Origin of the sequence: Thermococcus sp. SY098 (assembly GCF_035621495.1) — an archaeon.
GTDB lineage: Archaea > Methanobacteriota_B > Thermococci > Thermococcales > Thermococcaceae > Thermococcus_B.
Window position 1 is genome coordinate 1,480,051 of sequence record NZ_CP141821.1, and the last position, 25,419, is coordinate 1,505,469.

The window sequence follows — 25,419 nt, forward strand, 5'->3', positions numbered from 1 at the left end:
TTTTATTTATCCTTTCTCAATGTGAAAAAGTGAAAAATTAAAAAGGCTTAGTACTGCTCTCTCATGGTTCTTATGACAGGGTCATAGATTAGTGTTGATGTGATACTGTCAACCATTCTGAAGAATTCTTCCTTTCCTGCTTCGATTCCTGCATTGTCTACTTTGATAACCCTGCACTTATCCCCGAGGATCCATTTTCCAAGGATTATCTTCTCCTTTCCGTTGTGTGTTGCATCAATCCTTATGAGCCCATATGGGACATCTGCAGTCCACCAGTTAGCTTTGAATTTTATCTTCCATCCAAGCTTTTCAAGCTCCTTTACCATGAGATCCATTGTTTCTCCCGGACCATAAGGAGTTTTGAAAGTAATTATGAGCCACAGCTCATTTCTCTCAAGATTCTCCTTAAAGATATTTTCAAAAATCACAATCTCACCCCCGTTGTGATTGAACCTAACAAAAAGCTAAACACAGCAAGGTAAATTGCGGCTTTTAATTTTTTCTGAGCTTTTCCAGCCACTTCAGGTGTTGGATTCTTCAAGAGCTCAAAGACCGCAGCTAAAATCAGACCATCGACAACTACCATTGGCAGATACCCCACCCCAATTCCCACTTTTAGAGGTAGAAGCGATGCCACTACAGTTGCGATTCCAAATAGTGAGGCTAAATATGCCGACTTTTTTATCCCCCACACAATTGGCAAAGTTTTTGCTCCCTTTGCCTTGTCTCCTTCGATATCCTCAATATCCTTCATAATCTCCCTTGCCAGGTTCACCAGAAATGCACACAATGCTAAATATCCTGCAAGCCCAATTTTGCCTACTGCAATCGCACCGTACAGAGGTGTTGCCCCGGTTAGGCTTGCGACCATTATATTCCCAATGATTGGCAATGGCTTAAGTTTCCATGCGTAGATAAACAGAACAGAGTATGCTGCTACTGCCAGAAGAAATGCATATATGTTGAGCCGATAAGCCAGAATAAGCCCAACAACAAATAAGAGCATAGCATACCAAAATGCGATCTTTCTCGACATCGCCCCCCTTGGCAGGGGCCTTGTAGGACGGTTGATTTTATCGATTTCATAGTCGAAGTAATCGTTTATTGTATTCCCGGCACTGCATCCTAAAAAAACAACTGCAAAGATTAACGCTGCTGTTTTTATTTCGGGAAAATGTCCTAATGCCACAATGGAGCCTAATATTCCAACTAATCCTGCTACAAAACAGTTGTGAGGTCGTAATATCTCGATAAAGGCTTTGGGGTCCACTATGGGCACCTAATATAAAGAAAATTGTGGGGTATTAAAACCTTTTCCTAAAGGGCATTTCTGTCCAATAATCCCAGTTCCTCACCATCCTCCCTGACCCTAATCCTTCCAAATCTTATCTCCCTAATTTTTTTAATTGTTTCTTCGTCTAAAGGTGTTAAGATTTCAGCTTTCATATCCCTGAAGTTTATGAACTTCAGAATACCCAATCCAACACAGAAGCCATCTTTGTCAATCATTCCAAGAAGTAAATTGCTTAATTTCTCAAAATCAATGTACTGCAGAACGTTCTTATCAACCTGTCTTGGGATATTAGCGACATCTGCCTTTACAATAAGGTATCTCCCACCAATCTTTCTTCCATGAATGATTAACCATTTAAACAACGCCTCCAAAAGGGACTTTTCGTTCTCATTGATCTCTTCACCTTGGAAAAGCTGAGTCCCGCTTATAATAAAGTGATTTAGATTCACCGTGTATGAGTTTGAGCCTCTGAAGTACTCCTTCCACTTTTCCTTTCGTATCTCCCTTCTCTCCTCTCTGCTGAATTTTCGAACTTTGCTACTAACTTCAAGGCGGAAAATTTGAACTTTCTCTTCGAATGGTCTTAATATTGGCTCTAATTCATTTTCTTTCTGTAATGCAACTATTACATCAGGCTTAACAGTTTCAATTTTCATTCTCTTGAGCTCAACACCTGCACCGCTGATCATGCCTGTGGTATCTATAATAGTTATATCTGCTTTCTTCTCTGCTTCATCCGTGAGCAACTTAACCCCTGCAATCATCTCTCCAAAAAACTGATTTGGAGTAATGCTCCCTACGAAGTAGTGCTTGTATGCTCTTATATCTCCAAAGGATTCAAACAGTCCCTCTGGAAAACCAAGACTTATTGTGGCTGGTGGAAGAATGCCCTTTTGTCCGATATCACTGTCTATTATTGCGATCCTGAACCCTGATGATAGGAGCTCATTTGCTAAAAATGTTGCCAATGTCGTTTTTCCGGTATCAACCCCGCCCAAAATCATCATCTTAACTGGTTTTTTGTGTTCATTTAGAACATTCAACAGTTCCTTCCTGTCCTCTGGAACCTCTCGGGTATACCTTGCCTTATTCATGCTTATAACTTCTTCAACTTCAATAAAAAGTTAACTTCAGAAAAGATTTATATTTACAGTTCAGTAAACAGATGAATACAAGAATTTCATTTTACAAAAACCAAAAACTTTATTAAACTCTGAAAGTCTAACTTTATGATTGACAAGAAAAAATTAGGGAGGTTAAAATGATGGAGGAAAAAGTTTCACTTACCACTCGACAAATCGAGCTTTTAAGGAAGCTTTACAAAGAGGGCAAGACAATCGAGGTTCATACAGTTGAAAAAACTCAGGACGAGCTTGCAGAGGAGCTTGGAATTACAAGACAAGCGCTGAGTAACCACCTTAAGGTTTTGAAGGAACTTGGCTATATAAGAACTGGAAGGGGCTTTATAGATCTTACAGGAAAGGCTTTAGAATTGCTTGGTGAAAGAAAGGGAGATGTTTTTGTCTTTGTTAAGATAGAACCGACAAAGAGAAAGCATGTCTATGATGCAATAAGAAAGCTTAAAGTCAGGCGTATTTACAGGGTTACAGGTGATATTGACCTGATTGTTGAGGCAGATAAGACAAAACTTGACGAAATCCTTGAGGAAATTGCCTCCTTGGACGGGGTAAAAGAGACAATTACTCACGTCGTTCTTGAAACTCTCTGATTTTTTTATCTATAACTTTTCTAAGTTCTTCTATGTTTGTCCCAAATTTGGCAGATACTGGGACAAAAAGTTCTTTATAGTCTTCCCAAGTACCGCTTAGTCCAAATTTCTCTATCAGTTTATTGATTGTCAGGCTTACATTTCTTATCTTATCAAGCTTGTTGACGGCAACTACTGTTGGAATATTGAGCTCTTGTAAGAACTGAAAGAATTCCACATCTATTGGAATTTCTCCCCTCCTCTCCCATCTTTCAATGATTTCTAAGGCACTTTTACCATCAATGACCAACACTGCCACTTCAATTTCATCTGCGTGCTCCTCAATAAACCGCACAATATCTGTTTTTATTCGCTCTTGAACATGTCTTGGAATCCCGCTCATGAAACCAAAGCCTGGCATGTCGATTACTCTTTTATTTCTCCAAATAATTTCAATGGGCTTCCTTGTAACGCCGGGTTTCTTGCCCCTCTTCACCTTTTTTCCTGTGAGTCTATAAATCAGCGTGCTTTTACCAACATTTGAACGTCCCACAAAGATTATCATTTTATCCCACCATATGGACTCAAATTTTCCTTTTTAAAGCTTGAGAACCAAAAATACTTAAGTATAAAACACCTCAAAAATATTTGGGTGGTTGTTATGGCTGAGCAACAGGGTCAGGCAAATCAGCTTGTTAATAAGTTTGTGGTCTCTCTTGTTGATGGAACGATACTTGGATACGTTACGGACATCAACGTTGAAGTTGAAGGGGATCAGTTTTACTTCATACTTCGAATGAAAGTCCTGGAAAACCTTGGTAAGACCGGAGAGTTTCACTCGGGGATGTTTTCTACAGAAAAGAAAATCAGAATTAGACCAAGTGACATAGTTAATGTTGGTGGGGATGTTATAATCCTTGGGGATGGTAAGGTTCCGCCTCTCAGGGAAATTGAGCGTCTCCACCAGATAGCAACAGAATACAATACCCTTGTGAGAGAGCTTGAGCAAAAAGACATGATGATAAAAGAGCTTAAAGAAGAAAATAAACAGCTAAACAAGCAAATTGACGAGCTTATGAAAGAACTTAGAAGGCTCCAAGTGATAAAAGAGGATTTTGAGCATTTGAAAGAGCAACTGATAAAGCAGGAGGGGCAATTGGAGATGGCAAAAGAGTACATTCGGCTTCTTGAGGGACTTAGGCACGACATCGATCAAATAAAAGCAGATGTTGAAAGATTGGTCAAAGGCTATCTTGAAGATGCCGTGAGAAGGATAATCAATGAGGAGCTAAATGCAAGGGGTCTAAAGAAAACCCTGCTTTAGCCGAGGAGCTGAGTTCCAAACACGTGTAAAAGTATCTCAATCGCTATGAATATCAGCACAAGGGCAATTGCTCCTCTTGGGCTTATCTTTATTGCCTTTGTATCTTCATCAAAGAATCTCATTAAACCTGCACCGGTTGGCGGAAGGGTTGTCTTCTCTTTTGCCATATTCTCACCTCTTGTGTGTTGCTACTTGTGTGGATATATAAAAAAGTTTTGCTTAGAAACCTTTTTAAATGCACCAAATCAATGGCATTCGGATAAGGGGCAACCCAATGAATCCCGCTAATGAAGATTTGAGAGGTGGGAGGAAATGGTTACGTTTAAGCTTGTTATCTCCGATCCAAAGAGTGGGATTGCAAAGCAGGTTGAGATTAGTGGTGCAGAAGCAGAAAAGCTGATCGGTAAAAGAATAGGTGACGAGATTTCAGCGAAAGAACTTAAGCTTGACTTAAGTGCAATCTTTGGAAAAGAAATTCCAGCAGATGCAAAGCTCCTCATCAGAGGAGGAACTGATAAGGATGGTTTCCCCATGAGGCCAGATGTTCATGGGCCAAGAAGAGTTAAGATTTTGCTTTCAAAGGGTCCGGGCTTTAGACCCAAGGAAAAAGGCGAGAGAAGGAAGAAGACAGTCAGGGGCAATACTATTAGTCCCGAGATTGCTCAAATTAATGTTAAGTTAATCTACTGATTTTCTTTGCTTTTGCCTTTAATTTCCTTTGGCACTTTTTGTGGTAAGGTTAATAAAGGATTCTCCCATTTTATTTTTGGAGGCGAGAGCCATGGCAAAGAAGAAGTTTAAACAATCTGAGGTTAATATAGGGATGGTTGGTCACGTTGATCACGGTAAAACGACACTAACTAAGGCTTTAACCGGAATTTGGACAGATACTCACAGTGAAGAGCTGAGAAGAGGCATCACAATTAAAATAGGCTTTGCTGATGCTGAAATTAGAAGATGTCCAAGCTGTGGGAGATATTCAACTTCTCCAATCTGCCCATACTGTGGAGCTGAAACAGAATTTGAGAGGAGAGTTTCGTTCATTGACTCCCCGGGTCACGAGGCTTTGATGACCACGATGCTTGCTGGGGCTTCTCTAATGGATGGTGCAATTCTCGTAATTGCTGCAAACGAACCCTGTCCAAGGCCGCAGACAAGAGAGCACTTGATGGCACTTCAAATTATTGGAAACAAGAACATAATAATCGCCCAGAACAAGATTGAGCTTGTTGATAAAGAGAAAGCCTTAGAGAACTACAGGCAGATTAAAGAGTTTATCAAAGGGACAGTTGCCGAAAACGCCCCGATTATTCCCATTTCAGCTCTGCATGGGGCGAACGTTGATGTTCTCATAAAGGCAATTGAAGACTTCATACCAACCCCAAAGAGAGATCCCAATAAGCCTCCAAAGATGCTTGTTTTAAGGAGCTTTGACGTCAACAAGCCAGGAACTCCTCCAGAAAAGCTTATCGGTGGCGTTATTGGAGGATCGATAGTCCAAGGAAAGCTCAAAGTTGGGGACGAAATTGAAATAAGACCGGGTGTGCCTTATGAAGAACATGGAAGGATAAAATATGAACCAATAACAACTGAGATTGTTTCTCTCCAGGCGGGAGGAAGATTTGTTGAGGAAGCTTATCCTGGTGGATTGGTAGGAGTAGGGACAAAACTTGACCCGTTCTTGACTAAAGGTGACTTAATGGCAGGAAATGTTGTTGGAAAGCCTGGAAAATTGCCCCCAGTATGGGAGGAACTCCGCTTGGAAGTTCACCTTCTTGAGAGAGTCGTTGGGACGGAGCAAGAGCTTAAGGTTGAGCCGATAAAGAAGAGGGAGGTTCTCCTCTTAAACGTTGGAACAGCGAGAACTATGGGTCTCGTCACTGGACTTGGAAAAGACGAGATTGAACTTAAACTCCAGATTCCAGTGTGTGCAGAAGTCGGAGAAAGAGTTGCAATAAGCAGACAAGTTGGTTCAAGATGGCGTTTAATTGGTTATGGATTCATCAAAGGCTGATTTTTTCTTAATTTTACTTTGCGGTGAGCTTAATGAGAAAGGCCTGGCTTGTTGTTCCCGACACAAACTTTCTTTTAGTTCCCGGTCAGTTTGGCGTTGATATAATCAGTGAGCTTAATCGAATTCTTGATATTAAGTTTGAGATTGTTGTTCCGAACATAGTTTTGGATGAACTTAACGTTATAGAGCGCAAAGCTAAAGGAAAAGACCTTATGGCTGTTAGAATGGCTAAAAAGCTCGCTGAGAGGTTTAGGGTTGTTGAAATTGGAAAATTTGGGGAGAAGTCGACTGATGAGCAGATTTATGAGTTCGCTGTAAAAAATCCTAATGTTATCATTTGCACGAACGATAAGCTCCTTAAAAAGAAGCTCAGGGAAAGAGGAATCCCCGTTGTTTATCTCAGACAAAAGAAGATTCTTGAGCTTGAGGGTATGTTGGAATGAATCTTTACATCACTTTGTGTGCGTATTTATGTACTCTTTTGTTCTCTTCAATTTTTGGTTACTTTTTTCAATAGTGTATAAAATCCGTAGAGAAAAAGTTATAAAGGAGAACACAATTTTCTTTGTTATAACTATAATAAGAGGTGATATGATGAGGAGGACATTGAGTATCATATTAATAACTTTGATATTAGGCTTGAGCTTCAGTGCTGCAGTAAATCAAAGCTTTGTGCTGGCAAGCACTCAGGATGATAAAGCTTACGAAGACTTCTGGAATATTCTGAACAAGGAAGCTGAGTTAATTGTTGAGCTTAACTCAAGCACTGATGCTAATGAGATTCAAAGTTTGGCATTACAATTGATCCAAAATTCCCAGAATGGTTCCTCTAACGCAGCTCAAATTTCTGCATTAATCTGGCAGAGTTTGGAGGAATTGAAGAATTCTGGAGTTAAGACTTATTATACAGCAGAGGAATTAAGACAAATGGCTCAGAATATTTCTCAAAACGGCTTGCCACAGGAAACAGTGCAAGTGTTAAAGGAGCAAGGCTGGAGTGATAATGAGATACAAGCATTGCAAGAGTACATTGCTCGAAATGCTGATAGTATTAATGAAGACTTCAATCTAACAAAATTCCTCAAGGACTTTAGCCAAGCATTCATACAGGTAGCATTCAAATACAATCACTATGAAGCATGGGCAATAGAAAAATGGAAGTGGAAGAATCCAGAGGATGGGATTGCTTCTCAAGGAGAGGCCATGATAAATCCACTCTTAGCAGATGAGTGGATAGACTTCTACAAAGCGTACTACAACGGAACCTTGGAAGAACAACTAACTTCACTGAACAAGCTCCAAAGTAAAGTGTACTCACTAATAACGGGCTCTTTGGCTGATAAAGAGGAGAGTTTGATTCTTTCTCCAAAGCCTATACATCAGCCTGTAGAAGAAAGTACCACATCAATTCTTCTCCCCATTAAAACATCCCAAGTCAAGAACATTAAATACTTAACTGACGATGCATTAGAGTTTGAGACTTGGGAGTTTATCGGGCAAAAAAGTGAAAATAAGGAAGGATGCACGTATCTTTACAACAAGTACAATGTTACCCATTACTACTGGGAGTCCCCTCTTAAGGCTTATAAACTTGTTAGAGAGATTCACTCTCTGCTTTTAGCAAAACAGTTTGGAAACAAGGACATCGAATTGGAATGGCAGTTAAATGAAAAAATAAGCAAGTTGAAAGATGCTCTAATTGTTATACATGAAGAAAATACAATAACACTCGTGCCAGTGTCCAAAAGCTGTACCTACCCAATAGTTAAGTTGCCCAAGCTGCCAGCATCACCAGTATTAACCTCCACATCAACACCAGTAACATCAATCGAAGACATGACTCAAGAACAGACGGTACAGCTGGATGAGTTAGCATTAAGGGCTTTGAGCATTGGTGATGAAACTGAACTTCAAGTTGCTGGGGAGATTATTGTAGAATCAGTTACACCTTCAGAGGTTGAGTACAAAGTAAAGGTCACTGTAAAGGCTGAAAATGCTCAGGCAACAAACATCAACATTTATATCGATGGGAACAAGGAATACGGACCGTTTGACTTAGGAGCTGGGGAAAGCAGAGCAATAACTTTACCTGTAGGGAGTTACTTTACTGAGGACATTCCAAGCAATGCTCAGGAGATAACGCTCAGCAAAACCATAAAAGTCACCTACACAAAATGGTGCAACAATATAAACAGTGTCCCCGGTGGAGAGGAAGTTTTAAGCGCTCCAGCAGGCTGCGGTGAGGAGGCAATGGTTATAAAAACGGTCTCAAAAACAATTCAGCTGTTCGATGCTCAAGTTTCCGTTTCAAAGGCTATTGTGAAAGTTAATGAACCAGTAGAGTTCACCTTCACGATAACCAATTACATGACGAGTAGTAAAACGTTCAATCTGCTGGTTACTGCTGGCGGGAAATCTAAAGAGGATACACTCACAGTTCCAGCTGGCGAAACTAAAACCAAGACTTTGCAGTTAACTTTCAATACACCAGGCGAAAGAACATACTACGCAAAGGTTGATGGGACAACATATGCAGTGGGGACGATAAAGGTGGAAGATGATGACAGCAGCACAGACTCCGGCAACTTAACAATCGAAAGCGTTGAACTTTATCCAAATCCACCGAGAGTTGGTGACACTGCAGAATTTAGGGTCAAAGTTAAGAACACTTACAGCTCATCTAAGAGTTTCACGCTAAAGTTAAAAGTTAATGGTTCTGAAGTTTATAGTGAGTCTGTTTCATTGAATGGTGGAAAGAGTGCAACGTTTAAGCTTTACTGGACTCCGGAAAAAGTGGGGAGATATGTGTGGGGAATTATGATTTCGGTGTCTTGGGGGACTGCGTCTTACAGGGAGGGCACTGTAAATGTGGTTTCAGCAAATGCTCAGTTTGGTGTTAGTTTGGAGGCAATGCCAGTAGAGCTTGTGGGTGGTGGAACAGTGTACTTTACAGTTAAAGTTCTTAATTACGTGAATAGTGCGTATTCAATTAGGGGTTATGTTGTGGGTAAGGATGGGAATAAAGTCTATCCTGAAGATGGAGAATACTTTGAGGCAAGATTACCGGCTGGTGGTAATTATACAGCATACTTTGATTTACCAGTATCAGGCATTGGAAATCACACTTACATGCTTTATGTGGACAATTACGGTGGTGAAAGCCATACCGACAGTGTAAAAATAGAAGTAAAACAAGGAAACGGAGAACTACAACAAGTGTACTTTGTATGCAATGACCTAGAGTTCAACTGGAATGGCCTAGAATACAAAGCCAAATTGACTTGTAAAGCAGGATTATACAATCCTACTGACCAGTCTATAGAGATAAACGTAATTAGCATTAAAAATTGGGATGTGGACAATTATGCTCTTAGGGAGTCAATAGACAACCCATGGATTGTAAGTTACTCAAATATAATCAATCCTCATGCTGCATATGAAGTTATCTTCAAGAATACTGCCAGAACAACCTTTACAACACTAGAAAGGGATTTATTGGGAACGTATTCACTAATCTCTATGAATTATATTATCTCTCCAAAAGAGGGTAGTGATATCGAATTTACAGGAAGTGATATAATAAACATACAACAAGATACAAAGGACGTTATTGCTGATGCTAGCACAAACACAATTTTGACTTATATTGGAATTAAAGAACTTGTAGTTACCATTAGATCTGGAAATGCTTTAAGAAATCTTTGGCCTCTTGCAGTTCAACTATTCAGGAAAGCTTGGGGGTGGTTAAATGATTAATTACCCCTTCTTGCTCCTAATTTTTCTTTTTATATCTATTCTTTATGGGCTAATATTCCACTATGGTTTTTGGAAAGGTGTCTACTTTGCATTAACACTCCAAATGATCTTGTTCATTGTAGTTAATATACTAAGCAGATCCACCTCTAGAAGTCCGGGGATAACAGCTTCAATTTTAATAATAATTTTTTCAGGATTACTTGCAGGGATATGGATGAATATATCAAATACACAATCAAGTACACAACAGCAAAATTATAATCTAACTACCAGAAAAAACATCTCATTTATTGGTACAGTAGCTCTATTGGGTTTTTTGTCAGCATATATAATATTTATTGAGACAAATAACGTCTTTCTCTCAGTCACAATATTCCTAAGCTTGATACAGGTAGTGGCTAGAATTATCATTAAACTCAATACAGCAGTTATGGCATTGGCATCAATATTTCTTCTGCTGGGCTTTCTAACCACATTGCAACCAACAAGTACATTGGAAGAACTTAGCCTTATAGTTTTCGTAATATTTTATTTAACTGCCTTAATCCTAACATATCTGTCAAAATGAATGTAAGTCTTCAGATGAAGGTTATAGGCATCACTTTTGGAGCTTGAGAGGGAATTGTGGGGTGTAAGTGCGATGGTTTCAATAGAGTATAGTGTAAAGTGGAGCTTTCAAGGATACTCCAGCAAATATTCAGACTTTAGCGGAGCAGATATCATTCAGATAAAACAAGACAACAGTAATGTTATAAAAGATGTAGGGAGTAGTGCAGCTATTGTAGTAGCATTACCTATCTTGGCTGAGGGAGCGAGGGTTGGAGAACTAGTAAAAGCCTTGGTCAGGGGATATATTTTGGAATACCCTAGCTAAGCCTTGGATTCTAGAACATACATAAGGGGGATTGGAGATGGTGGGAAGGAATGCTCTCAGCTTCATGTGTATTTTTTTGGTTCTTTCTTCTTTGTTTTATCAAGCTTGGTATTTTGGAGTCTGGAGTGCCATTAAAACCATAATTGGTTCTTTAGTGGCATTCCTGTTTGTAGTTGGAATCTGCCTAATTGGAAAGAGCTTGAACTCTCGTAATTGTAAGCATTGGCTAGTATCGCATTTACTGGGATATCCATACGTCTCTGGAGCAAAGGGCAGGATCAGACAGGCATTCCCCCTTTTTGTACTGTACTTTTCCATTAGTGGTTTACTCAACCTACCCTTAGTTGATGAACCCTCTAAATTTCTCCTGACGCTATTTCTACTGACCATCGGTTTGACAGGGATTACATGCCAGTGGATGGTAAGAAATTGTCAAGAAACGTTCTAATATTGTGATTAAAAACGAACAGTGGGGAGAAAAGCACTGGAAGGAAGTGAAAGGGGAAGTGAAGCCAATGAATGAGACAGAACTACAACAAATAGCATTCGAATGCGACGACCTGTATATCTCTACAGGTATAGACAGAGAGCATCACCTTCTATACAAAGGCACCCTCACCTGTAGGGCAGTTTTATACAATCCATCAAATATGGAAATTGAAGGTGACGTGGAAGTTATATCTCCTGTAAAAGTTACTCCTGTTGCACTAAGCAACAATCTAGTTGGAGAGTGGAGTTACACATCTTACATTTCAGTTTCTCCGCAAGGGTATAGCACTGTGGAGTTCTGGAGGAACACTGGGGAAATCAATGTATATGATCTGGAAACTGAGCTTTATGGAGCAATCTTCACAGTTGAACTGCATTACAGGATAAATGGGAAAGAGTTTATAGGAATCGGAAGTGGTACAATAACTCAAAATTCAGTGCAGGCAGCAATAAGTTCAACAGTGTTCATAGGAGGATGTGTAGCAGCCACAGTAGGTCTCGTTGTTTCTTCTCCAGTATTACAAACAATAGGAGTTATATCTTTTGTAGTGGGCCTTTACCAGAGAGTGGGGTGATGTAGAATGATATCAGAAGTCTGTGGGTGGCAAGTGCTTCTTCTTATGGTTTTTACATTTTTTATATCCTTCATTTGGAATAAAGGCTGGAGAAATGTCGTAAGGAGTTACATTATTATCTCTATTCCAATTCTACAGTTACTGGCATTTTTAGCAAATCCACCAGAGGTTTCGGGAATTCCTGTGCTCTTCATTGCTTGGCTTATTTTCGTGGTTTTTCTCACATCAAGAGACTTTTGGGCGTATATAAACTGGCAAAGAATAACGTGGTATGATGAAATAAAAAGCCACAAAGGAAGCTTCTGGTATAAGGAGATTCCATTGCCTATATTAATTGGTATGATGATAATAGCTGCCTACATCGGCTTCATAATCTTTGAGAGCAGGTATGCCCTTGTTTTCTTATGGTTATGGGATACTATTCATTTTGCAGCAGTCCTCAACAGGAGATTGAAACCTTTGGCAGTACTCACAATTAATTGGCTCCCCTTGGTTTCGACCATTGTTTACATGTACCAGTGTGGTAGCTATTTTTCAGTCATCTATGGTGCCAGTGTAATGGTATCATGGCTTTCAATTGTAAAATTCCAACGATAACAAAGCGAAGGGAAACACGCATGAGGGGGATGAAAGAAATGTATGTACTCCGTCTCTTACACATATCTCCACAAGGTTCATAACAAAGCTCCAATGCCCATACAACAGAGCTTGGGGGTAATGGTTCAAGAGTGTTTTCACTCCAATGGGTGGTTCCAAAGGACATTCTTCCGGGGGTTATGATTACTTGATAAAGGTTATTCATAATGGGCAGACAGTAGATGAAACAGCGGGAACAATAAAAATCACAACAAACAAGACACAAGGAGTTGAGATAGTGAGCTTCACATGTACACCGAAAGAAGTTGGTTTGTATGAATGGAAGCTTGATAGGGATAGAGTTACATGTAATTTAGTTATCCACAATTATGGCGATTCAAAAATTAAAGTTGCTCCAAAAGTGCTAATTGACAATATAGAAACATTTTGGGTAGACTTTAGGGAAATCTTAGCAGATTCAAACAGTTCGATAGAGTTTGAAGTGAAGTTTGATGATGAATTGGCAAAAATGGTTTATGGTCCATCTGCAACAGCCCTAAACTTTGTCCAAGAAGTTCAGGAATATGAGGGCGTTAAATGTGAGAGAAACGTGTGTTATAATATAACAAAAATTTATTATCTTCCAAAGGAGCATACAATTGGAATTGCAGTATACAAAGCAGAAAACGGAGTGCCAACAAACCAAGTACTAGCGAGGATAACAGGAGAAACAATAACAGTGAAAGATGATAATTATTTCGTAAAGAAGGGATTATTATTGTACAAGGAGATAGGAAAACAAATAGTACCATTTATTTTGGGATATGTTGGAATTTTAAGAGTCTCAGAAAACGAGGAAAACAAGGAGGTATTAAAATACATTGGAGAAAAGTTGAAAGACATACTACTTGAATGGATAGGGTGGTGATAATAATGAGAATAAAGCACTGGATACTTGTTTTTGTCCTTTATATCTTTTTATGCATTCCCTTATCCGAAAACGAAAAAATTGGATTATTTGAGATTATTGGTTTTATAATACTTTTAACAGCATTCTACATTGATCAAAAAATACAACGAAAACATCGGGAACCCTATATTATTGGTGATTCTAATAAAATTGAGCATTTAACAGCTAGAGAGTTTGAAGAGCGGCTTAAGAAGAAGCATTAATGGAACTGGATAAGTTTGCTGATGTCCTTCCCTCCAATATTTTTGTTATTAATCAACTGAGGGCAGTACTTTGAAGATTGCTGGGTTTTATTATAGTCCGGAGGGTTCTGTTGAAGGTGATAGCGTGTCGTTTACTGTCAGGGTGTATAATTCAATTGGCAGTGGAATTACTGCAATGTTAAAGCTGGTGGTTAGGGATAAGAATTCTGGGGAGGTGGTGTATTCTGAGGAGATGGCAATAAATCCGGACTACTTGGATGATTCAGAATACACCTTCACTTGGAGCAATGTCAAGGCCGGAGATTATACAGCAGAAGCAAAAGTAATATACAACGGAGAAGTAAAAGATACTGCAAGCATTAGTAGCATAAACATTCTAGCTAGGGCTTCTTCAGTAGTTGGTGGATTTGATATTTTACCTACTGAAGTCTATCCAGGAGACGCTGTAACGTTTCACTATATTATCCGTCCAATAGAGGGTACAGAGCTAGAAAATCCAACAGTGTCTCTGAAAATTGAAGATGGGGATAGTTTCTTCAGCAAAACTTATTATGGAGCAACTGTAACTTGGGATAGTTATATAGAGGACTATGAGGAGCACGAATTTAATGAGGCTGGGAATTATACAGTACTGCTCTTAGTGGATGGTGCAGTAGTATACTCGAGAACTATTGAAGTAAAACCACTCCAAGGAATGGTGGTGAAGTTGGATTGCCCAGAAGAACCAGTGTTACTTGGAGAAACTGCAATTTGCAAAATTGTTGTTGAAAATAATCCGGTTAATCAAGATTTGCATTATTCGATAAGCTCAAAAGAGCTAGATTATAACTCGAATGCTGATAATGTGATAAGTATTTCAAAGCTGAAAGACAGGATTCCTGCTAGATATACAGGTCAAATTGCTCAAGTTAATGTTCCTTTGGATGAAAGATTGGCAAGTGCCTTAGGATTAGATGACGTCAGAGACTTGACACCTTATACAACTCATTGGGTCTGTCCTGACGGAAGTTGCTACTACAGCAGAGACAGAGCAGACACACCACATTACCTAAGCATAACTTTGTGGATAGAAAATATTGGGGATAACCTCCTAGATAACGTGATAATAGCAAGATACGAAGGAAGTAAGTACTGGAGAGAAGATGCCGAAGGAGGTATTAAAAAAGGTGGATTAATGATAGTTGCACCTCTTGGATTAGCATATGCTCCAGTAGAATACATTGGAACTATGATAGTCGAGATGACTCCAATACCAGAACCAGTAAAAACAGCTATCCAAGTATTTCTGTTTGTTAGAAATATTGGTCAAGGTATTTGGAAAGATATGGTTGGAAAGTGATAATTTTGGAGGGGGTGCATATGAAGTTTGATACTATCTCAATAGGGCTTTCAGTGTTATCACTACTGGCATATGCTTTTAGTAGACAGGAGACTCATTTTTTGTCCTTTATTTTATTTGCATTCCTCTCAGCTTTTTATCCGGTTAAAAATGAAATTCAAAATCTTAAAAAGGAGCTTAATCTCGGAAATATTGACCAAGATCCCGGAGAATTAGTAGTTAGGTATATTCTGTTAGGAATTATTGCAATATCTTTTGCTATGAGCGGAAGCCTAAGAGACTTTGTTGCCCTCGTATTGTTATATTCTTTAATTGAGAGATGGCAAACCAGACAAGAACTTATCCACATCAGAAATAGTTTAAGGTATCTAACCCAACAACAGTAAAGAGAGAAATATAAATCTGCCACAGAAGCTCCTAAAAATGCTATCTGGATTGCAATTGAGAAGCTTAGTTAGAATTGGAAAAGAGGTGTGGTGATTTTGGAAATATCCAAGAGACTTTGTAGAAACTAATAAAAACAACATTATAGGGAAGTAAAGAGTAGTGTATGGGAGTTTCTGGATTGCCCAGAAGAGCCAGTACTGCTTGGAACTGTAGCTTCGTGTGATGTGGTCTTGGAGAATAATCCTCTTGAGTTTCAGGCAAGTTTAAAGGTGAGTGGATTGTGGTTTGATGAAAGTGCAACCGCTGGCGCCGTGATTGGTGTAAACAGTCCAAGTGGTAGGACATTTGCTCCACACGAAACTGGAGTGATAACGACGCTTTCACTGGATTTGGATAAAATTGCACATGCATTAGGCTTGGATGACCCAAGAGACTTGAACCCTTATACTGAACGGTGGGACTGTCATGATGGTTCATGTGTTTATCTTAGAGAAAGATTCGATAGGCAACATTATATCACAGTAGAAGTTCAGGCAGTAAACGATGCCAAGGATTATTTAAAAACAATACAAATCACAAGAACAATAACAACAAGATACTCAGGAAGCAAATACTGGAAAACAGATGCTGGAGTTGGAATAGCTACAGGTGTAGGAGCATTAGCAGCGACGGTGGCTCTACCCACATATTTGGGTGTTAAAAGTACAGCAAGTACAACTCCTTGGATTATAGTGCAAATTGAAGAAAAAGCTAGAACACTCTCTACAATGAGTTTAGCTGAACCTGCTAAAGATGTACTGAGGGAAATACTAAACATTCTATGGGGGGGACATGATGAATAATGTATCTTCGTGGGTATTGGGTTTTGTTTTTTTGATTTTTTCTTCTCTTTTAATATTGGCTATAGGGGCTGGATATCCTGCAGTAGCAGTTATCATTGTTTATTTAATTTTGTGGGATGAAGTTAGGAGAATAAGAGGACAAATGAGGGATGAACTTCAAAAAATTGAAGAAGAGTTGGAATACCTACGAAGTGAAGTAGCTAAGCTTAATCAAGAGTTATCTGACCTCAAAAGAGGTAGGAGGTAATAAGTAGAAATGTTAGTTGGTAGATTGATTCTCATTCTTTTTTCAATTTTTTATTTGCTTTTGGACATGTTTAATCTCTTAACTCCAACCACCATAGCATTTTAGAAATTAATAAAGAACACGAGAAGCAAAGATATGAAAATGAATTTAAACATATCCGTGATGAATGAGCTTGCTAGAATTAATCGGGAACTTTCTGAGCTTCGAGAGAAAATCAAGAGAGAGCAATAACGGTAAAGATAATGAAGCATTGGAGAGAAAGCAAAAACAGTATAGTTAGTGGTGATGTCTCAGTGGGTGTTAAGGCGAGGTTCGCTCTTACTGTCAGGAATAATGAAAACGCCCCAAGGTACTCTATTCCAGTTAGGGTGTATTATGTTTACACTTCGCCGGATGGAGTGTGGCATAGTGTTATTAAGGTCAAGGAGGCTGAGGTTGACTTTGATCCTTTCGGTGAGTATCAGGGCTGGTTTGACTTCACCTTTGCAAATCCGGGCACTTACAAATTCTACCTCGTAGTTAACGGTCAGGAGGAAGATGAAAAGGTGATAAGGGTGAATTCGCAGGAAGAGATAGAAGCTTGGATAAGTTGTGAAGACTCGGCAGAGTTATATAAATCCTTTAACTGTCACGTACGTGTAGCAAATCTTGGGGATGCAAGTGTTCATGCTCGGCTTGTGGAAATTAAGTTCAGTAGGGACGTAGTTTGGGAGGGAGAAAACTGGGATTCAGTTAAGGTTTCATCCCTCACTGGTTCAGAAACAACAGTAAATCCAGGTGAGACTGGCACAATAGAATTTACAATCTGGGTTGACGGAGAACTAGCAAAAAGGATATTTGGGGATGGATATTATACGTACCTCTTCACTCCTGGAGGTGAACCCACGGCACAATGGGAAGCACAAAGTTGCAAATCAATGAAAACCTAAAAGAACTGGGCGCATCAGTACTAATATACCCCGGAGATGATGAAGGACACACAACACTTGATACATTGAAAACTATTGGTAGCGTAGGTGGAGGTATCATAACAGTACTTGGAGTTATTGTAGAAATCAACTGGATATCAGGCCTTGGTGCAATATTCTTGGGCATATCATTAGGACCCGATATTTGGAGAGGTGCTAATGCTCCAGCTCCAGTTTGTTCAACTGAGAACGATGGAAACTTAATCTGTGGGGATGGTGGTTGAAATGGTATGCGGATTATATTCTTTATATTATTTCTTTTGCTTTCTTCCTTTTAGATTTGATGTTAATTATTAAGTATGAAGGACTGCGTCCTATGGTTCATGAAGTTCAGAAGAAAATGGTAGAATTTGGCGTTGATATCATTGTCTTTCCGTATCTTGTGCTGTTAGTAACTGTTGGAAGAATACTTTCTGAATACCTTGATAGTGTTATACCCTTTGCATTAATCATGTTGATAGCGACGTTCTTGGCAGCACTTCTTTCGATTAGAGCGAAGAATCAGGCAGAAAAATTCATAAAGTTTACAAAAAGCATTACAAGAAATGTGATAATTGCAAACACACTCGTTATTGCACTCATCGGAATTCTTCAAATAAAACTGCTCTGTAAAAGCATTGGAATAAAAGAGTTACTAGGCATAATACTTCCTCTGGCAATTTATGCTTTACTGTCAACTAGGTATTTACACATTATAGAACAAGGAATATCCAAGAGGTGATAACTTGGTAATTCCGAGCCCGGGCAGTTTGACTTTAAACCCATATTCTGCGGGAGCGTTTACTTTCGTGATTCCGATTACTGATGAATTACAGGAGAGGGTTCCAGTGGAGTTAAGTGACATAAATTCGGGAACACCAATAGCAATCAAAGCTTATTTAAATCAACTAGAAAATCCAACAATGTTCGTAATTGAGATGAGTCCTCAGTCTGTTACCGCAGGGGACATAGCGAGAGCTGTGTATTCTAAGAGTTAAAAAAGTAAAAGATGAAATCATAGGGACGTTTACGGACGTAAAAAGCTTAGTGAGTGGTGGATTAAGCTACATAGGTCTCACAGAGATTGTGGGAGTTTCCGCAAGCACTGCAGGGGCAATATCGGGGGGAGTTGTCTTGTATCTTAGACTATGGAGGTATGTTGCAAATACTCCTGTATCTGAGGACACTGGAGACAATAACTTAATAATTGGGGATTAAGGGGTGGTATTGATGGGTCTAGCGGACATATTTCTAGTTTACTTTGTCCTTAACTTTATTTTCATTGTTTCAGTAAGTTACATGATTGTAGCAGGGGAAGTCTCGAAGAATTGGAAAAATGAAACTATACCTGTACTCTCTAGCAACGGTTATGACCATCCTGTTGGTCTTTGGTCTAGTTTATGAACCAGCTGGATATATTGGGGCGTTTGCATCCATGCTGTTAATAGCGAAGAGCAAAATAAATGGGACAGTGCTTGGAAAAATTTCAGAGAGTCCAGCACTATGTGTGATATATTTAGTCGGCTTGTGTGCACTGTCATTTCTCATAACTTACTGGAAGCTTGGTTCAGTGAAAGCGGGCATCGCGTTGGGTGTGGTGTACTTTGCCTACTTAGTTTTAGCACTTTATTCTCACAGAATACGGGAAGAGGTGTGATAAGAGCTGTTACAAATGTGAATAACAACTCCAATAGTATGAGCGAGTAATGATAAGGATTATTACAAGAAAAGATCTCCAATCCTATCTTTTTGCTATCTTTGTTTATTTTATCAAATTCATTTGGCAACTATTGGCTCCGATAGGTGATATCAAGAGGAAGAGGAGAGAATAAGATGATGTGGGGGTTACGGTTTCGGTGTCTTGGGGAACTGCGTCTTACAGGGAGGGCACTGTAAATGTGGTTTCAGCAAATGCTCAGTTTGGTGTTAGTTTGGAGGCAATGCCAGTAGAGCTTGTGGGTGGTGGAACAGTGTACTTTACAGTTAAAGCTTCGAATTATTTGGGCAATGCTTATTCAGTGTTTGGTTATGTTGTGGATGAGGATGGTGCAGTGATCAAGAGGGTTAGTGCAACATTACCAGCGAGTGTTCAGGATTACACTTTAACTTCATTCAGCCTGCAAGTTTCCGACGTTGGAAATCACACTTACAAACTCTTCCTCGACAACGCTGATGGCAAGCCTAACGGAGTAAGCGAAGAACACTGGAACGAAGTGAGGGCAATAGTGAAGCCAGTGGGGAACGTTATTGCAACCATGGATTGTAACCCGTCAATAGTTCCGCTAGATGATTCAACTACTTGTACTGTCCACATTGAGTTAAAGAGTGCCGATACGGTCATGTTGAACTTAAAGGAGGTTGACTTCGGAGGTAAGAAAATATGGCCCAACGGGCCAAGCAGCGTTACAGTTAACAAGCAAACAGTAACCCTAACCCCAACAAACATGCAGGAGGGCCTAACGATAACAATCACAATAAACGACGAGCTAGCGAACTACTACTTTAAGAAGGAACCACTTGGATGGGGATCATATAGTGACAGACTTGTAGGGTACTCCTACCTTGTCAGAGCTGTCTTTAGTGATGGCATTGTGACCAGTGATATAAATTGGAATAACCGATAAATCTTCCTCGCTTGGTGAGAAAGTTGAGACAGCAGTAGAAGTAGCAGGTATTGCTCAATCTGTGCTCGAGAAAGCAGCTGAACATATGGGACAACTGGAGACCGTGGCCAGTGGATCTTTAGGAAAAGCGGCAGTAGTGGGATCAAAAGTAGTTGGGATTGTTGGTTGGCTTTTGACTGCTAGAGATGTTTACAATTGGATAACGGCACCAACACCCTCCGATGAAGATAACAACAATGTGATTGGAGGATGATATAATGGAATTAAAAACAAAGATTTTCCTTTTTTCGATTTTTATTAATGTTGTAATCCTAGTGTACTCCGCCTATTGTGGTAGAGTGTTTGGACATGAGGGGTGTGGATATACTTTTGTCGGTGTCTCTATATGGACTATCGGAATTATTCTCGCTATCCCTAATAAAAGAACCCCCGCATGGTATGGGCTGAATAAATTCCTAAGTTATCCACTGGATACACTGGTAGCTTTTACGATGTTTCTCCACTCATCAGGTTTCTTAGACTTCATAACAAAAACAGTAGCGCTACTAATACTCATCGAGCTTGCAGTATATCATTTCCAGAAAAGGCTCAACAAAACTGCTACACTTGCATATTATTCGGGATTATTGGTACTCGCAGGGATATTGTTCCGAGGATATCCCCTTATTCAACTAACTTATATTCCCTTCGTGGTTTACTGTGCTATGAATCTCCTTCAATTGATCAAATGAAGAAACGACAACAATGCTGTAGTGGAGGGATGAAGTTATGGGTGTTGATTTTCCTTTTTTCTATTTACATCAACAATGTTGGGGTTTTAGGGGACCTTTTATGAACAACACTAAACACCCTTACAGTATGGACAATATTAAAAGCCGACAACTTTAAAAGCTAATTCTTAAAGCTAAATGCAGAAAAACTTTTAGGTTAGTTGATAAAAGGTTTGAGAGGTGGTAAAGATGAATCCGTTCCATGATTTAGAGCCAGGACCAGAGGTTCCAGAAGTTGTTTACGCATTGATTGAGATCCCAAAGGGGAGCAGAAACAAGTACGAGCTTGATAAAAAAACAGGTTTAATAAAGCTTGATAGAGTCCTTTACAGCCCATTTTACTACCCAGTTGACTATGGAATCATTCCACAGACATGGTATGATGACGATGACCCATTTGATATCATGGTTATCATGAGAGAGCCCACTTATCCTGGAGTTCTTATAGAGGCAAGACCAATCGGTCTGTTTAAGATGATTGACAGCGGAGACAAGGATTACAAAGTCTTGGCAGTTCCCGTAGAAGACCCATACTTCAACGACTGGAAAGATATAAGCGATGTTCCAAAAGCATTCCTTGATGAGATTGCTCATTTCTTCAGAAGATACAAGGAGCTACAAGGAAAGGAGATTATCGTTGAGGGGTGGGAAAACGCAGAAAAAGCAAAACAGGAAATCTTAAGAGCTATTGAGCTTTACAAAGAGAAATTTGGAAAGAAGGAGTGATCTCTTTCTTTTTATTTTCAAATACATTAAAAAGTGGGAGGTAGCGGGATGTACAAGCTTTTGACGGTTAAAGATGTTGTGAGAATTCCTCCAAGGATGTTTACAATGGATCCAAAAGAAGCTGCGAAAATAGTCCTGAGAGAGACCTATGAGGGGATTTATGATAAGGATGAGGGAGTTATTTTGGCAGTTCTTGATGTTCACGAGGTTAGTGAAGGAGTTATCGTCCCTGGGGACGGTGCAACTTATCATGAGGTAGTTTTTGATGTTCTCGTGTGGAAGCCTGAGATGCATGAGGTTGTTGAGGGAGAAGTTGTTGATGTTGCCCCTTACGGTGCTTTCATAAGAATTGGGCCAATGGACGGTCTCGTTCACATTTCACAGCTTATGGACGATTATGTGGTCTTTGATGAAAAGAACAAGCAGTTCCTTGGAAAGGAGAAGAAATATCTCCTTAAGCTTGGCGATGAAGTCAGGGCAAGGATAATCGCCATCAGCGTTAAGAGCAGGATAATCAGAGAGAACAAGATTGGTCTAACAATGAGGCAACCCGGTCTTGGAAAATTTGAGTGGATTGCAAAAGAAAAGCGTAAAGGTGAGGCTGGATGAAGGAAAGAGCCTGCAGGCACTGCCACTACATCACAACCGAGGACAGATGTCCAGTTTGTGGGAGCAGGGATTTAAGCGATGAGTGGTTTGATTTAGTTATAATCATGGACGTTGAGAATTCAAAGATAGCTCAAAAATTGGGCGTAAAAGTCCCTGGGAAGTATGCTATACGGGTCAGATAAAGATGTGCAGAGAATTTTACTTTAAACTTCCTTTTTCTCTTAGAAGTGAACTTAAAAAGCCGTTGGGTGAGTTAGTTAGGGGTGAACTTCCCCGTCCTTATATTTTAGTAAAAGAAAAGCTTGAAAAAGCTCCTTATCTCATTACCGTTGGAGATGTTGTCACGGAAAATGTTTTAAAGCTCGGCATAAAGCCCAGTGTGGCAATATACGACCATAAAACTGAGCGGAATGAATATGATCCAGAGATCGAGTTCGGTGCTGTAATCCTGACAGCCAATAATCCACCGGCAACCATAACGAAAGCTTTATTAAATGCTATCCGAAAATCCATCGAGCTTGCCAAGAGAGGTTTAAATGTTTACATTAAAGTTCATGGTGAGGAAGATTTAGCCGCGATTCCCGCGGTGCTTTATGCTCCTCTCAATGCGTTGGTTGTTTATGGTCAGCCCAAAGAGGGCATAGTGCTTATAAAGGTAACACCGGAATGTAAGCGTAGATGTGCTGAGATATTGCGTAAGATGGAGGTGGTTTACGATGGAGATTAGAGTTACTGAAATTAAGGAGAACAAGCTCCTCGGGAGAAAGGAGATTTACTTCGAGATTATCCATGAAGGAGAACCAACACCTTCAAGGAAAGATGTAAAGGGGAAACTCGTTGCAATGCTTGATTTAAACCCAGAGACAACGGTTATCCAGTATATTAGGTCTTACTTTGGTAGCAGGGTTTCAAAGGGCTATGCAAAGGCTTATGAGAGCAAGGAGAGAATGTTCTACATTGAGCCTGAGTATATTCTAATTAGAGACGGTTTAATTGAGAAGAAGGAGGGAGAATGATGGGGCAGAAATGGAAGCTCTATGAGGTTAAGGATGGCAAAGTTGTAAGAAAAAACAAGTACTGCCCAAGATGTGGTCCTGGAGTTTTCATGGCAAACCACAAGGATAGATGGGCATGTGGAAGATGTGGCTATACTGAGTGGAAGAAGTGATTTCTTTTCTCTAAATTTCTATTGTGATTAGAATGGCATTTTTTTACTATAAAGGTATTAAACTAAAGCTTCATTCCCAGGTTTATGAGCCTGCTGAAGATACTTTTCTGTTAGCTGAGAATTTGAAGATTAGAGAAGGCGACATCGCTTTGGACATGGGTACTGGGACCGGAATAATAGCCTTGCTAATGGCAAAAAAAGCAAAGTTTGTTCTTGGCGTCGACATTAACCCAATAGCCGTTGAACTGGCAAAAGAGAACGCAAAAATTAATGAAATAAAAAATGTGGAGTTCCGTGTAAGCGATTTGTTTGAAAATGTTGAAGGAAAATTTGACATAATAACTTTTAATTCTCCCTATCTGCCAGGAGAAGCCGAGGAGTTAAAAGAACCAATTGATTTAGCCTTAATCGGTGGGATGCGGGGGAAGGAAGTACTTGATAGGTTCATCAGCCAAGTTAAAGATTACTTAAAGCCAAATGGGATAGTTCAAATAGTTCAATCATCAATAACGGGTGTTGAGGATACCATAGAAAAGCTCACAAAATTGGGGTTTAAAGTAGAGATTACCGCAAAAGAGAGGTACTTCTTTGAAGAAATCCTTGTTATTACAGCTAAGCTAAATGAATCCTCTTAACTTCTTGGATGAATTTTACCTTTGGCTTGCTTTCGTATTCATAGTCATCTTCAAAGAGCTCAACTTCAAATTCTTTTTCACGTGTTTTGATGATTAAAGTCGGTTTCATATGACTCAACATGGATACAACTAATCCTCATTGTTTTTAAGCTTTTTTGTTAATCGCCGAATTATTTTTCGACGATAAAATACTTGGAGCTTATGAGGTTAAATGACCAAAGTTGTGTTGCAAAAATTTTTAAACGCATCTTTTTACTCCCTCTTGGGTGAGCCTAAGGTGGAAAATGTGAAACCTAACATGCCTGAAGAGATCGCGAGATTATTCAAGAAGCAGCATTACGCTCTTGTTGGCAGACACAGCGGGGTCAAACTGTGTCATTGGCTAAAGGAGAGTATAAAGCACAATAGAGTTTGTTACAAGCAGAAGTTTTATGGTATTCACTCTCACCGCTGCCTGCAGATGACGCCGGTTTTGGCATGGTGCACTCACAATTGTGTATTCTGTTGGCGTCCAATGGAAGGCTTTTTAGGAACAGAACTGCCCCAGCCCTGGGATGACCCAGCGTTCATTGTTGAGGAAAGCATAAAAGCGCAAAGAAAGCTGTTAAGTGGATTCGGTGGGATAAAGGACAGGATAAACGTTAAGAAATATGAAGAGGCTCAAGAGCCTAAACATGCTGCCATTAGCTTATCTGGAGAGCCAACACTGTATCCAAATATTGGGGATCTGGTTGAAGAATTTCATAAGAGGGGATTTACAACGTTCATTGTGACAAATGGAACCGTCCCTGAAGCAATAGAGCAGATGAAAAAGGAAGGAAAACTGCCAACACAGCTCTATGTTTCCTTAACAGCCCCAGATATTGAGACATACAACAGAGTAAATATCCCAATGATTCCAGATGGATGGGAGAGAATAGTCAAAACCCTTGAATTAATGCGAGATCTGCCTACAAGAACCGTAATAAGGCTGACCCTTGTCAAAGGTGAAAACATGCACAACCCAAAGGGTTATGCAGAGCTAATCATGAAAGCCAAACCAATGTTCGTTGAAGCTAAGGCTTATATGTTCGTGGGCTTCTCAAGAAACCGCTTAACGATAAACAACATGCCTAAGCACGAAGAAATAAAAGCCTTTGCTGAAGAGCTTGTAAAGTACCTGCCGGGCTATCACATCGAGGATGAATACCAGCCAAGCAGGGTAGTGCTAATAATGAGGGACGACATAAGCAAAGAAGAGCGCTTCATAAAACATTAGCCTTGCTGAGTAAACTTTATTTGTTCTTAACCTTATTTTTGGAAAAAGCTTATTTATTTTAGAGAGACATTACTATGTTAGGGG

General features: G+C 39.6%; 38 protein-coding genes. 32 read left to right on the plus strand and 6 right to left on the minus strand.

The features are described 5' to 3' along the window. Positions 1-47 precede the first annotated feature (47 nt). The 3 genes from VFC49_RS08220 to VFC49_RS08230 are packed head-to-tail and all read right to left on the minus strand — an operon-like array spanning position 48 to position 2,394. The gene (locus VFC49_RS08220; protein WP_324735141.1) at positions 48-428 is read right to left on the minus strand and encodes a ribonucleoside-triphosphate reductase; all 381 of its coding nucleotides are present in this window, start codon (positions 426-428) and stop codon (positions 48-50) included. After that, positions 425-1,270 (minus strand): geranylgeranylglycerol-phosphate geranylgeranyltransferase, encoded by an 846-nt coding sequence (locus VFC49_RS08225; RefSeq protein ID WP_324736701.1) that lies wholly within the window; start codon positions 1,268-1,270, stop codon positions 425-427. Before VFC49_RS08225 ends, VFC49_RS08220 begins: the two co-directional genes overlap by 4 nt. Positions 1,271-1,317: 47 nt before the next feature. Further along, positions 1,318-2,394, minus strand: coding sequence for a Clp1/GlmU family protein (locus VFC49_RS08230; protein ID WP_324736702.1), 1,077 nt, complete (start codon positions 2,392-2,394; stop codon positions 1,318-1,320). 161 nt (positions 2,395-2,555) lie between these two features. Here VFC49_RS08230 and VFC49_RS08235 point away from each other — a divergent pair, with 161 nt between their 5' ends. After that, positions 2,556-3,023, plus strand: a complete 468-nt coding sequence (locus tag VFC49_RS08235; protein WP_048159846.1) for an Lrp/AsnC family transcriptional regulator — start codon at positions 2,556-2,558, stop codon at positions 3,021-3,023. Here VFC49_RS08235 and engB read toward each other — a convergent pair. Continuing rightward, positions 2,995-3,567, minus strand: coding sequence for a GTP-binding protein EngB (gene engB, locus VFC49_RS08240; protein ID WP_324735143.1), 573 nt, complete (start codon positions 3,565-3,567; stop codon positions 2,995-2,997). The two genes, VFC49_RS08235 and engB, sit on opposite strands and share 29 nt — an antisense overlap. A gap of 96 nt (positions 3,568-3,663) precedes the next feature. Between engB and VFC49_RS08245 the strand changes: the two genes are divergently transcribed. Beyond that, a complete protein-coding gene (locus tag VFC49_RS08245; protein WP_013468276.1) occupies positions 3,664-4,326 on the plus strand; it encodes a hypothetical protein in 663 nt (220 codons plus the stop codon). On the opposite strand, the gene VFC49_RS08250 is transcribed toward VFC49_RS08245, so the two are convergent. After that, the gene (locus VFC49_RS08250) at positions 4,323-4,493 is read right to left on the minus strand and encodes a preprotein translocase subunit Sec61beta (protein ID WP_013468277.1); all 171 of its coding nucleotides are present in this window, start codon (positions 4,491-4,493) and stop codon (positions 4,323-4,325) included. The two genes, VFC49_RS08245 and VFC49_RS08250, sit on opposite strands and share 4 nt — an antisense overlap. Before the next feature lie 145 nt (positions 4,494-4,638). Here VFC49_RS08250 and VFC49_RS08255 point away from each other — a divergent pair, with 145 nt between their 5' ends. From VFC49_RS08255 to VFC49_RS08395, 29 genes are all read left to right on the plus strand, one after another. Next, the gene (locus VFC49_RS08255; RefSeq protein WP_324735144.1) at positions 4,639-5,016 is read left to right on the plus strand and encodes a 30S ribosomal protein S6e; all 378 of its coding nucleotides are present in this window, start codon (positions 4,639-4,641) and stop codon (positions 5,014-5,016) included. Between the two features lie 91 nt (positions 5,017-5,107). Further along, entirely contained in the window at positions 5,108-6,340 is a 1,233-nt protein-coding gene (eif2g, locus tag VFC49_RS08260) for a translation initiation factor IF-2 subunit gamma (RefSeq protein ID WP_013468279.1), read from the plus strand. Between the two features lie 32 nt (positions 6,341-6,372). Beyond that, positions 6,373-6,783, plus strand: a complete 411-nt coding sequence (locus tag VFC49_RS08265; RefSeq protein ID WP_324735145.1) for a nucleotide-binding protein — start codon at positions 6,373-6,375, stop codon at positions 6,781-6,783. Positions 6,784-6,934: 151 nt separating this feature from the next. Then, positions 6,935-10,096 carry a CARDB domain-containing protein gene (locus VFC49_RS08270; RefSeq protein WP_324735146.1) on the plus strand — a complete coding sequence of 1,054 codons (3,162 nt, stop codon included), beginning with the start codon at positions 6,935-6,937 and terminating at the stop codon, positions 10,094-10,096. Beyond that, on the plus strand, positions 10,089-10,664 hold the full coding sequence (locus VFC49_RS08275; protein WP_324735147.1) for a hypothetical protein: 576 nt from the start codon (positions 10,089-10,091) through the stop codon (positions 10,662-10,664). The genes VFC49_RS08270 and VFC49_RS08275 overlap by 8 nt, the downstream gene beginning before the upstream one ends. A gap of 72 nt (positions 10,665-10,736) precedes the next feature. Next, on the plus strand, positions 10,737-10,970 hold the full coding sequence (locus VFC49_RS08280; RefSeq protein WP_324735148.1) for a hypothetical protein: 234 nt from the start codon (positions 10,737-10,739) through the stop codon (positions 10,968-10,970). Positions 10,971-11,485: 515 nt separating this feature from the next. Then, positions 11,486-12,034: a hypothetical protein gene (locus tag VFC49_RS08285; RefSeq protein ID WP_324735149.1), complete on the plus strand. Its 549-nt coding sequence runs from the start codon at positions 11,486-11,488 to the stop codon at positions 12,032-12,034. Between the two features lie 6 nt (positions 12,035-12,040). Further along, the gene (locus VFC49_RS08290; RefSeq protein WP_324735150.1) at positions 12,041-12,631 is read left to right on the plus strand and encodes a hypothetical protein; all 591 of its coding nucleotides are present in this window, start codon (positions 12,041-12,043) and stop codon (positions 12,629-12,631) included. A gap of 187 nt (positions 12,632-12,818) precedes the next feature. After that, positions 12,819-13,538 (plus strand): hypothetical protein, encoded by a 720-nt coding sequence (locus VFC49_RS08295; protein ID WP_324735151.1) that lies wholly within the window; start codon positions 12,819-12,821, stop codon positions 13,536-13,538. 5 nt (positions 13,539-13,543) lie between these two features. After that, entirely contained in the window at positions 13,544-13,783 is a 240-nt protein-coding gene (locus VFC49_RS08300) for a hypothetical protein (protein ID WP_324735152.1), read from the plus strand. A gap of 124 nt (positions 13,784-13,907) precedes the next feature. Continuing rightward, positions 13,908-15,122, plus strand: a complete 1,215-nt coding sequence (locus VFC49_RS08305) for a hypothetical protein (RefSeq protein ID WP_324735153.1) — start codon at positions 13,908-13,910, stop codon at positions 15,120-15,122. A 20-nt stretch (positions 15,123-15,142) separates the two neighbouring features. Beyond that, positions 15,143-15,508 carry a hypothetical protein gene (locus VFC49_RS08310; protein WP_324735154.1) on the plus strand — a complete coding sequence of 122 codons (366 nt, stop codon included), beginning with the start codon at positions 15,143-15,145 and terminating at the stop codon, positions 15,506-15,508. Positions 15,509-15,787: 279 nt separating this feature from the next. Next, positions 15,788-16,351: a hypothetical protein gene (locus VFC49_RS08315; RefSeq protein WP_324735155.1), complete on the plus strand. Its 564-nt coding sequence runs from the start codon at positions 15,788-15,790 to the stop codon at positions 16,349-16,351. Beyond that, on the plus strand, positions 16,341-16,598 hold the full coding sequence (locus tag VFC49_RS08320) for a hypothetical protein (RefSeq protein ID WP_324735156.1): 258 nt from the start codon (positions 16,341-16,343) through the stop codon (positions 16,596-16,598). The genes VFC49_RS08315 and VFC49_RS08320 overlap by 11 nt, the downstream gene beginning before the upstream one ends. Before the next feature lie 242 nt (positions 16,599-16,840). Next, entirely contained in the window at positions 16,841-17,527 is a 687-nt protein-coding gene (locus VFC49_RS08325) for a hypothetical protein (RefSeq protein ID WP_324735157.1), read from the plus strand. Next, complete coding sequence (locus VFC49_RS08330; protein ID WP_324735158.1) at positions 17,491-17,790, plus strand: hypothetical protein; 300 nt, start codon at positions 17,491-17,493, stop codon at positions 17,788-17,790. The genes VFC49_RS08325 and VFC49_RS08330 overlap by 37 nt, the downstream gene beginning before the upstream one ends. Further along, the gene (locus tag VFC49_RS08335) at positions 17,787-18,287 is read left to right on the plus strand and encodes a hypothetical protein (protein WP_324735159.1); all 501 of its coding nucleotides are present in this window, start codon (positions 17,787-17,789) and stop codon (positions 18,285-18,287) included. Before VFC49_RS08330 ends, VFC49_RS08335 begins: the two co-directional genes overlap by 4 nt. Positions 18,288-18,291: 4 nt before the next feature. Further along, complete coding sequence (locus VFC49_RS08340) at positions 18,292-18,543, plus strand: hypothetical protein (RefSeq protein WP_324735160.1); 252 nt, start codon at positions 18,292-18,294, stop codon at positions 18,541-18,543. A gap of 371 nt (positions 18,544-18,914) precedes the next feature. Continuing rightward, positions 18,915-19,202 (plus strand): hypothetical protein, encoded by a 288-nt coding sequence (locus VFC49_RS08345; RefSeq protein ID WP_324735161.1) that lies wholly within the window; start codon positions 18,915-18,917, stop codon positions 19,200-19,202. A 199-nt stretch (positions 19,203-19,401) separates the two neighbouring features. Beyond that, a complete protein-coding gene (locus VFC49_RS08350) occupies positions 19,402-20,169 on the plus strand; it encodes a hypothetical protein (RefSeq protein ID WP_324735162.1) in 768 nt (255 codons plus the stop codon). A gap of 61 nt (positions 20,170-20,230) precedes the next feature. After that, positions 20,231-20,422 (plus strand): hypothetical protein, encoded by a 192-nt coding sequence (locus VFC49_RS08355; protein WP_324735163.1) that lies wholly within the window; start codon positions 20,231-20,233, stop codon positions 20,420-20,422. Between the two features lie 4 nt (positions 20,423-20,426). Further along, on the plus strand, positions 20,427-20,900 hold the full coding sequence (locus VFC49_RS08360) for a hypothetical protein (RefSeq protein ID WP_324735164.1): 474 nt from the start codon (positions 20,427-20,429) through the stop codon (positions 20,898-20,900). A gap of 228 nt (positions 20,901-21,128) precedes the next feature. Then, positions 21,129-21,665, plus strand: a complete 537-nt coding sequence (locus VFC49_RS08365) for an inorganic diphosphatase (RefSeq protein ID WP_324735165.1) — start codon at positions 21,129-21,131, stop codon at positions 21,663-21,665. Between the two features lie 48 nt (positions 21,666-21,713). Beyond that, positions 21,714-22,274: a DNA-directed RNA polymerase gene (locus VFC49_RS08370; RefSeq protein ID WP_013468282.1), complete on the plus strand. Its 561-nt coding sequence runs from the start codon at positions 21,714-21,716 to the stop codon at positions 22,272-22,274. Next, positions 22,271-22,456, plus strand: a complete 186-nt coding sequence (spt4, locus tag VFC49_RS08375; protein WP_013468283.1) for a transcription elongation factor subunit Spt4 — start codon at positions 22,271-22,273, stop codon at positions 22,454-22,456. Before VFC49_RS08370 ends, spt4 begins: the two co-directional genes overlap by 4 nt. Positions 22,457-22,458: 2 nt before the next feature. Then, on the plus strand, positions 22,459-23,001 hold the full coding sequence (locus VFC49_RS08380; protein ID WP_324735166.1) for a GTP-dependent dephospho-CoA kinase: 543 nt from the start codon (positions 22,459-22,461) through the stop codon (positions 22,999-23,001). Next, positions 22,991-23,290 carry a 30S ribosomal protein S24e gene (locus tag VFC49_RS08385; protein ID WP_013468285.1) on the plus strand — a complete coding sequence of 100 codons (300 nt, stop codon included), beginning with the start codon at positions 22,991-22,993 and terminating at the stop codon, positions 23,288-23,290. The genes VFC49_RS08380 and VFC49_RS08385 overlap by 11 nt, the downstream gene beginning before the upstream one ends. Beyond that, entirely contained in the window at positions 23,290-23,442 is a 153-nt protein-coding gene (locus VFC49_RS08390) for a 30S ribosomal protein S27ae (RefSeq protein WP_042682877.1), read from the plus strand. The genes VFC49_RS08385 and VFC49_RS08390 overlap by 1 nt, the downstream gene beginning before the upstream one ends. A 32-nt stretch (positions 23,443-23,474) precedes the next feature. Next, positions 23,475-24,077 (plus strand): HemK2/MTQ2 family protein methyltransferase, encoded by a 603-nt coding sequence (locus VFC49_RS08395; RefSeq protein ID WP_324735167.1) that lies wholly within the window; start codon positions 23,475-23,477, stop codon positions 24,075-24,077. On the opposite strand, the gene VFC49_RS08400 is transcribed toward VFC49_RS08395, so the two are convergent. Then, positions 24,055-24,198, minus strand: coding sequence for a hypothetical protein (locus tag VFC49_RS08400; protein ID WP_324735168.1), 144 nt, complete (start codon positions 24,196-24,198; stop codon positions 24,055-24,057). The genes VFC49_RS08395 and VFC49_RS08400 overlap by 23 nt on opposite strands. Before the next feature lie 177 nt (positions 24,199-24,375). Between VFC49_RS08400 and twy1 the strand changes: the two genes are divergently transcribed. After that, on the plus strand, positions 24,376-25,335 hold the full coding sequence (gene twy1 / locus VFC49_RS08405; protein ID WP_324736703.1) for a 4-demethylwyosine synthase TYW1: 960 nt from the start codon (positions 24,376-24,378) through the stop codon (positions 25,333-25,335). Positions 25,336-25,419 lie beyond the last annotated feature (84 nt).

Excerpts from the sequence above, each read along its gene's own strand:
- VFC49_RS08310 (WP_324735154.1), top strand. The coding sequence starts at position 15,143 with ATGAAGTTTGATACTATCTCAATAGGGCTTTCAGTGTTATCACTACTG.
- VFC49_RS08245 (WP_013468276.1), top strand. The coding sequence starts at position 3,664 with ATGGCTGAGCAACAGGGTCAGGCAAATCAGCTTGTTAATAAGTTTGTG.
- VFC49_RS08360 (WP_324735164.1), top strand. The coding sequence starts at position 20,427 with ATGGAATTAAAAACAAAGATTTTCCTTTTTTCGATTTTTATTAATGTT.
- VFC49_RS08270 (WP_324735146.1), top strand. The coding sequence starts at position 6,935 with ATGAGGAGGACATTGAGTATCATATTAATAACTTTGATATTAGGCTTG.
- VFC49_RS08290 (WP_324735150.1), top strand. The coding sequence starts at position 12,041 with ATGATATCAGAAGTCTGTGGGTGGCAAGTGCTTCTTCTTATGGTTTTT.
- VFC49_RS08300 (WP_324735152.1), top strand. The coding sequence starts at position 13,544 with ATGAGAATAAAGCACTGGATACTTGTTTTTGTCCTTTATATCTTTTTA.
- VFC49_RS08280 (WP_324735148.1), top strand. The coding sequence starts at position 10,737 with ATGGTTTCAATAGAGTATAGTGTAAAGTGGAGCTTTCAAGGATACTCC.
- VFC49_RS08390 (WP_042682877.1), top strand. The coding sequence starts at position 23,290 with ATGGGGCAGAAATGGAAGCTCTATGAGGTTAAGGATGGCAAAGTTGTA.
- VFC49_RS08385 (WP_013468285.1), top strand. The coding sequence starts at position 22,991 with ATGGAGATTAGAGTTACTGAAATTAAGGAGAACAAGCTCCTCGGGAGA.
- VFC49_RS08380 (WP_324735166.1), top strand. The coding sequence starts at position 22,459 with ATGTGCAGAGAATTTTACTTTAAACTTCCTTTTTCTCTTAGAAGTGAA.
- VFC49_RS08275 (WP_324735147.1), top strand. The coding sequence starts at position 10,089 with ATGATTAATTACCCCTTCTTGCTCCTAATTTTTCTTTTTATATCTATT.
- VFC49_RS08330 (WP_324735158.1), top strand. The coding sequence starts at position 17,491 with ATGGGAAGCACAAAGTTGCAAATCAATGAAAACCTAAAAGAACTGGGC.
- VFC49_RS08365 (WP_324735165.1), top strand. The coding sequence starts at position 21,129 with ATGAATCCGTTCCATGATTTAGAGCCAGGACCAGAGGTTCCAGAAGTT.
- spt4 (WP_013468283.1), top strand. The coding sequence starts at position 22,271 with ATGAAGGAAAGAGCCTGCAGGCACTGCCACTACATCACAACCGAGGAC.
- VFC49_RS08250 (WP_013468277.1), bottom strand. The coding sequence starts at position 4,493 with ATGGCAAAAGAGAAGACAACCCTTCCGCCAACCGGTGCAGGTTTAATG.
- engB (WP_324735143.1), bottom strand. The coding sequence starts at position 3,567 with ATGATAATCTTTGTGGGACGTTCAAATGTTGGTAAAAGCACGCTGATT.
- VFC49_RS08345 (WP_324735161.1), top strand. The coding sequence starts at position 18,915 with ATGACCATCCTGTTGGTCTTTGGTCTAGTTTATGAACCAGCTGGATAT.
- eif2g (WP_013468279.1), top strand. The coding sequence starts at position 5,108 with ATGGCAAAGAAGAAGTTTAAACAATCTGAGGTTAATATAGGGATGGTT.
- VFC49_RS08255 (WP_324735144.1), top strand. The coding sequence starts at position 4,639 with ATGGTTACGTTTAAGCTTGTTATCTCCGATCCAAAGAGTGGGATTGCA.
- VFC49_RS08320 (WP_324735156.1), top strand. The coding sequence starts at position 16,341 with ATGATGAATAATGTATCTTCGTGGGTATTGGGTTTTGTTTTTTTGATT.
- VFC49_RS08285 (WP_324735149.1), top strand. The coding sequence starts at position 11,486 with ATGAATGAGACAGAACTACAACAAATAGCATTCGAATGCGACGACCTG.
- VFC49_RS08400 (WP_324735168.1), bottom strand. The coding sequence starts at position 24,198 with ATGTTGAGTCATATGAAACCGACTTTAATCATCAAAACACGTGAAAAA.
- VFC49_RS08370 (WP_013468282.1), top strand. The coding sequence starts at position 21,714 with ATGTACAAGCTTTTGACGGTTAAAGATGTTGTGAGAATTCCTCCAAGG.
- VFC49_RS08265 (WP_324735145.1), top strand. The coding sequence starts at position 6,373 with ATGAGAAAGGCCTGGCTTGTTGTTCCCGACACAAACTTTCTTTTAGTT.
- twy1 (WP_324736703.1), top strand. The coding sequence starts at position 24,376 with ATGCCTGAAGAGATCGCGAGATTATTCAAGAAGCAGCATTACGCTCTT.
- VFC49_RS08395 (WP_324735167.1), top strand. The coding sequence starts at position 23,475 with ATGGCATTTTTTTACTATAAAGGTATTAAACTAAAGCTTCATTCCCAG.
- VFC49_RS08235 (WP_048159846.1), top strand. The coding sequence starts at position 2,556 with ATGATGGAGGAAAAAGTTTCACTTACCACTCGACAAATCGAGCTTTTA.
- VFC49_RS08325 (WP_324735157.1), top strand. The coding sequence starts at position 16,841 with ATGAAGCATTGGAGAGAAAGCAAAAACAGTATAGTTAGTGGTGATGTC.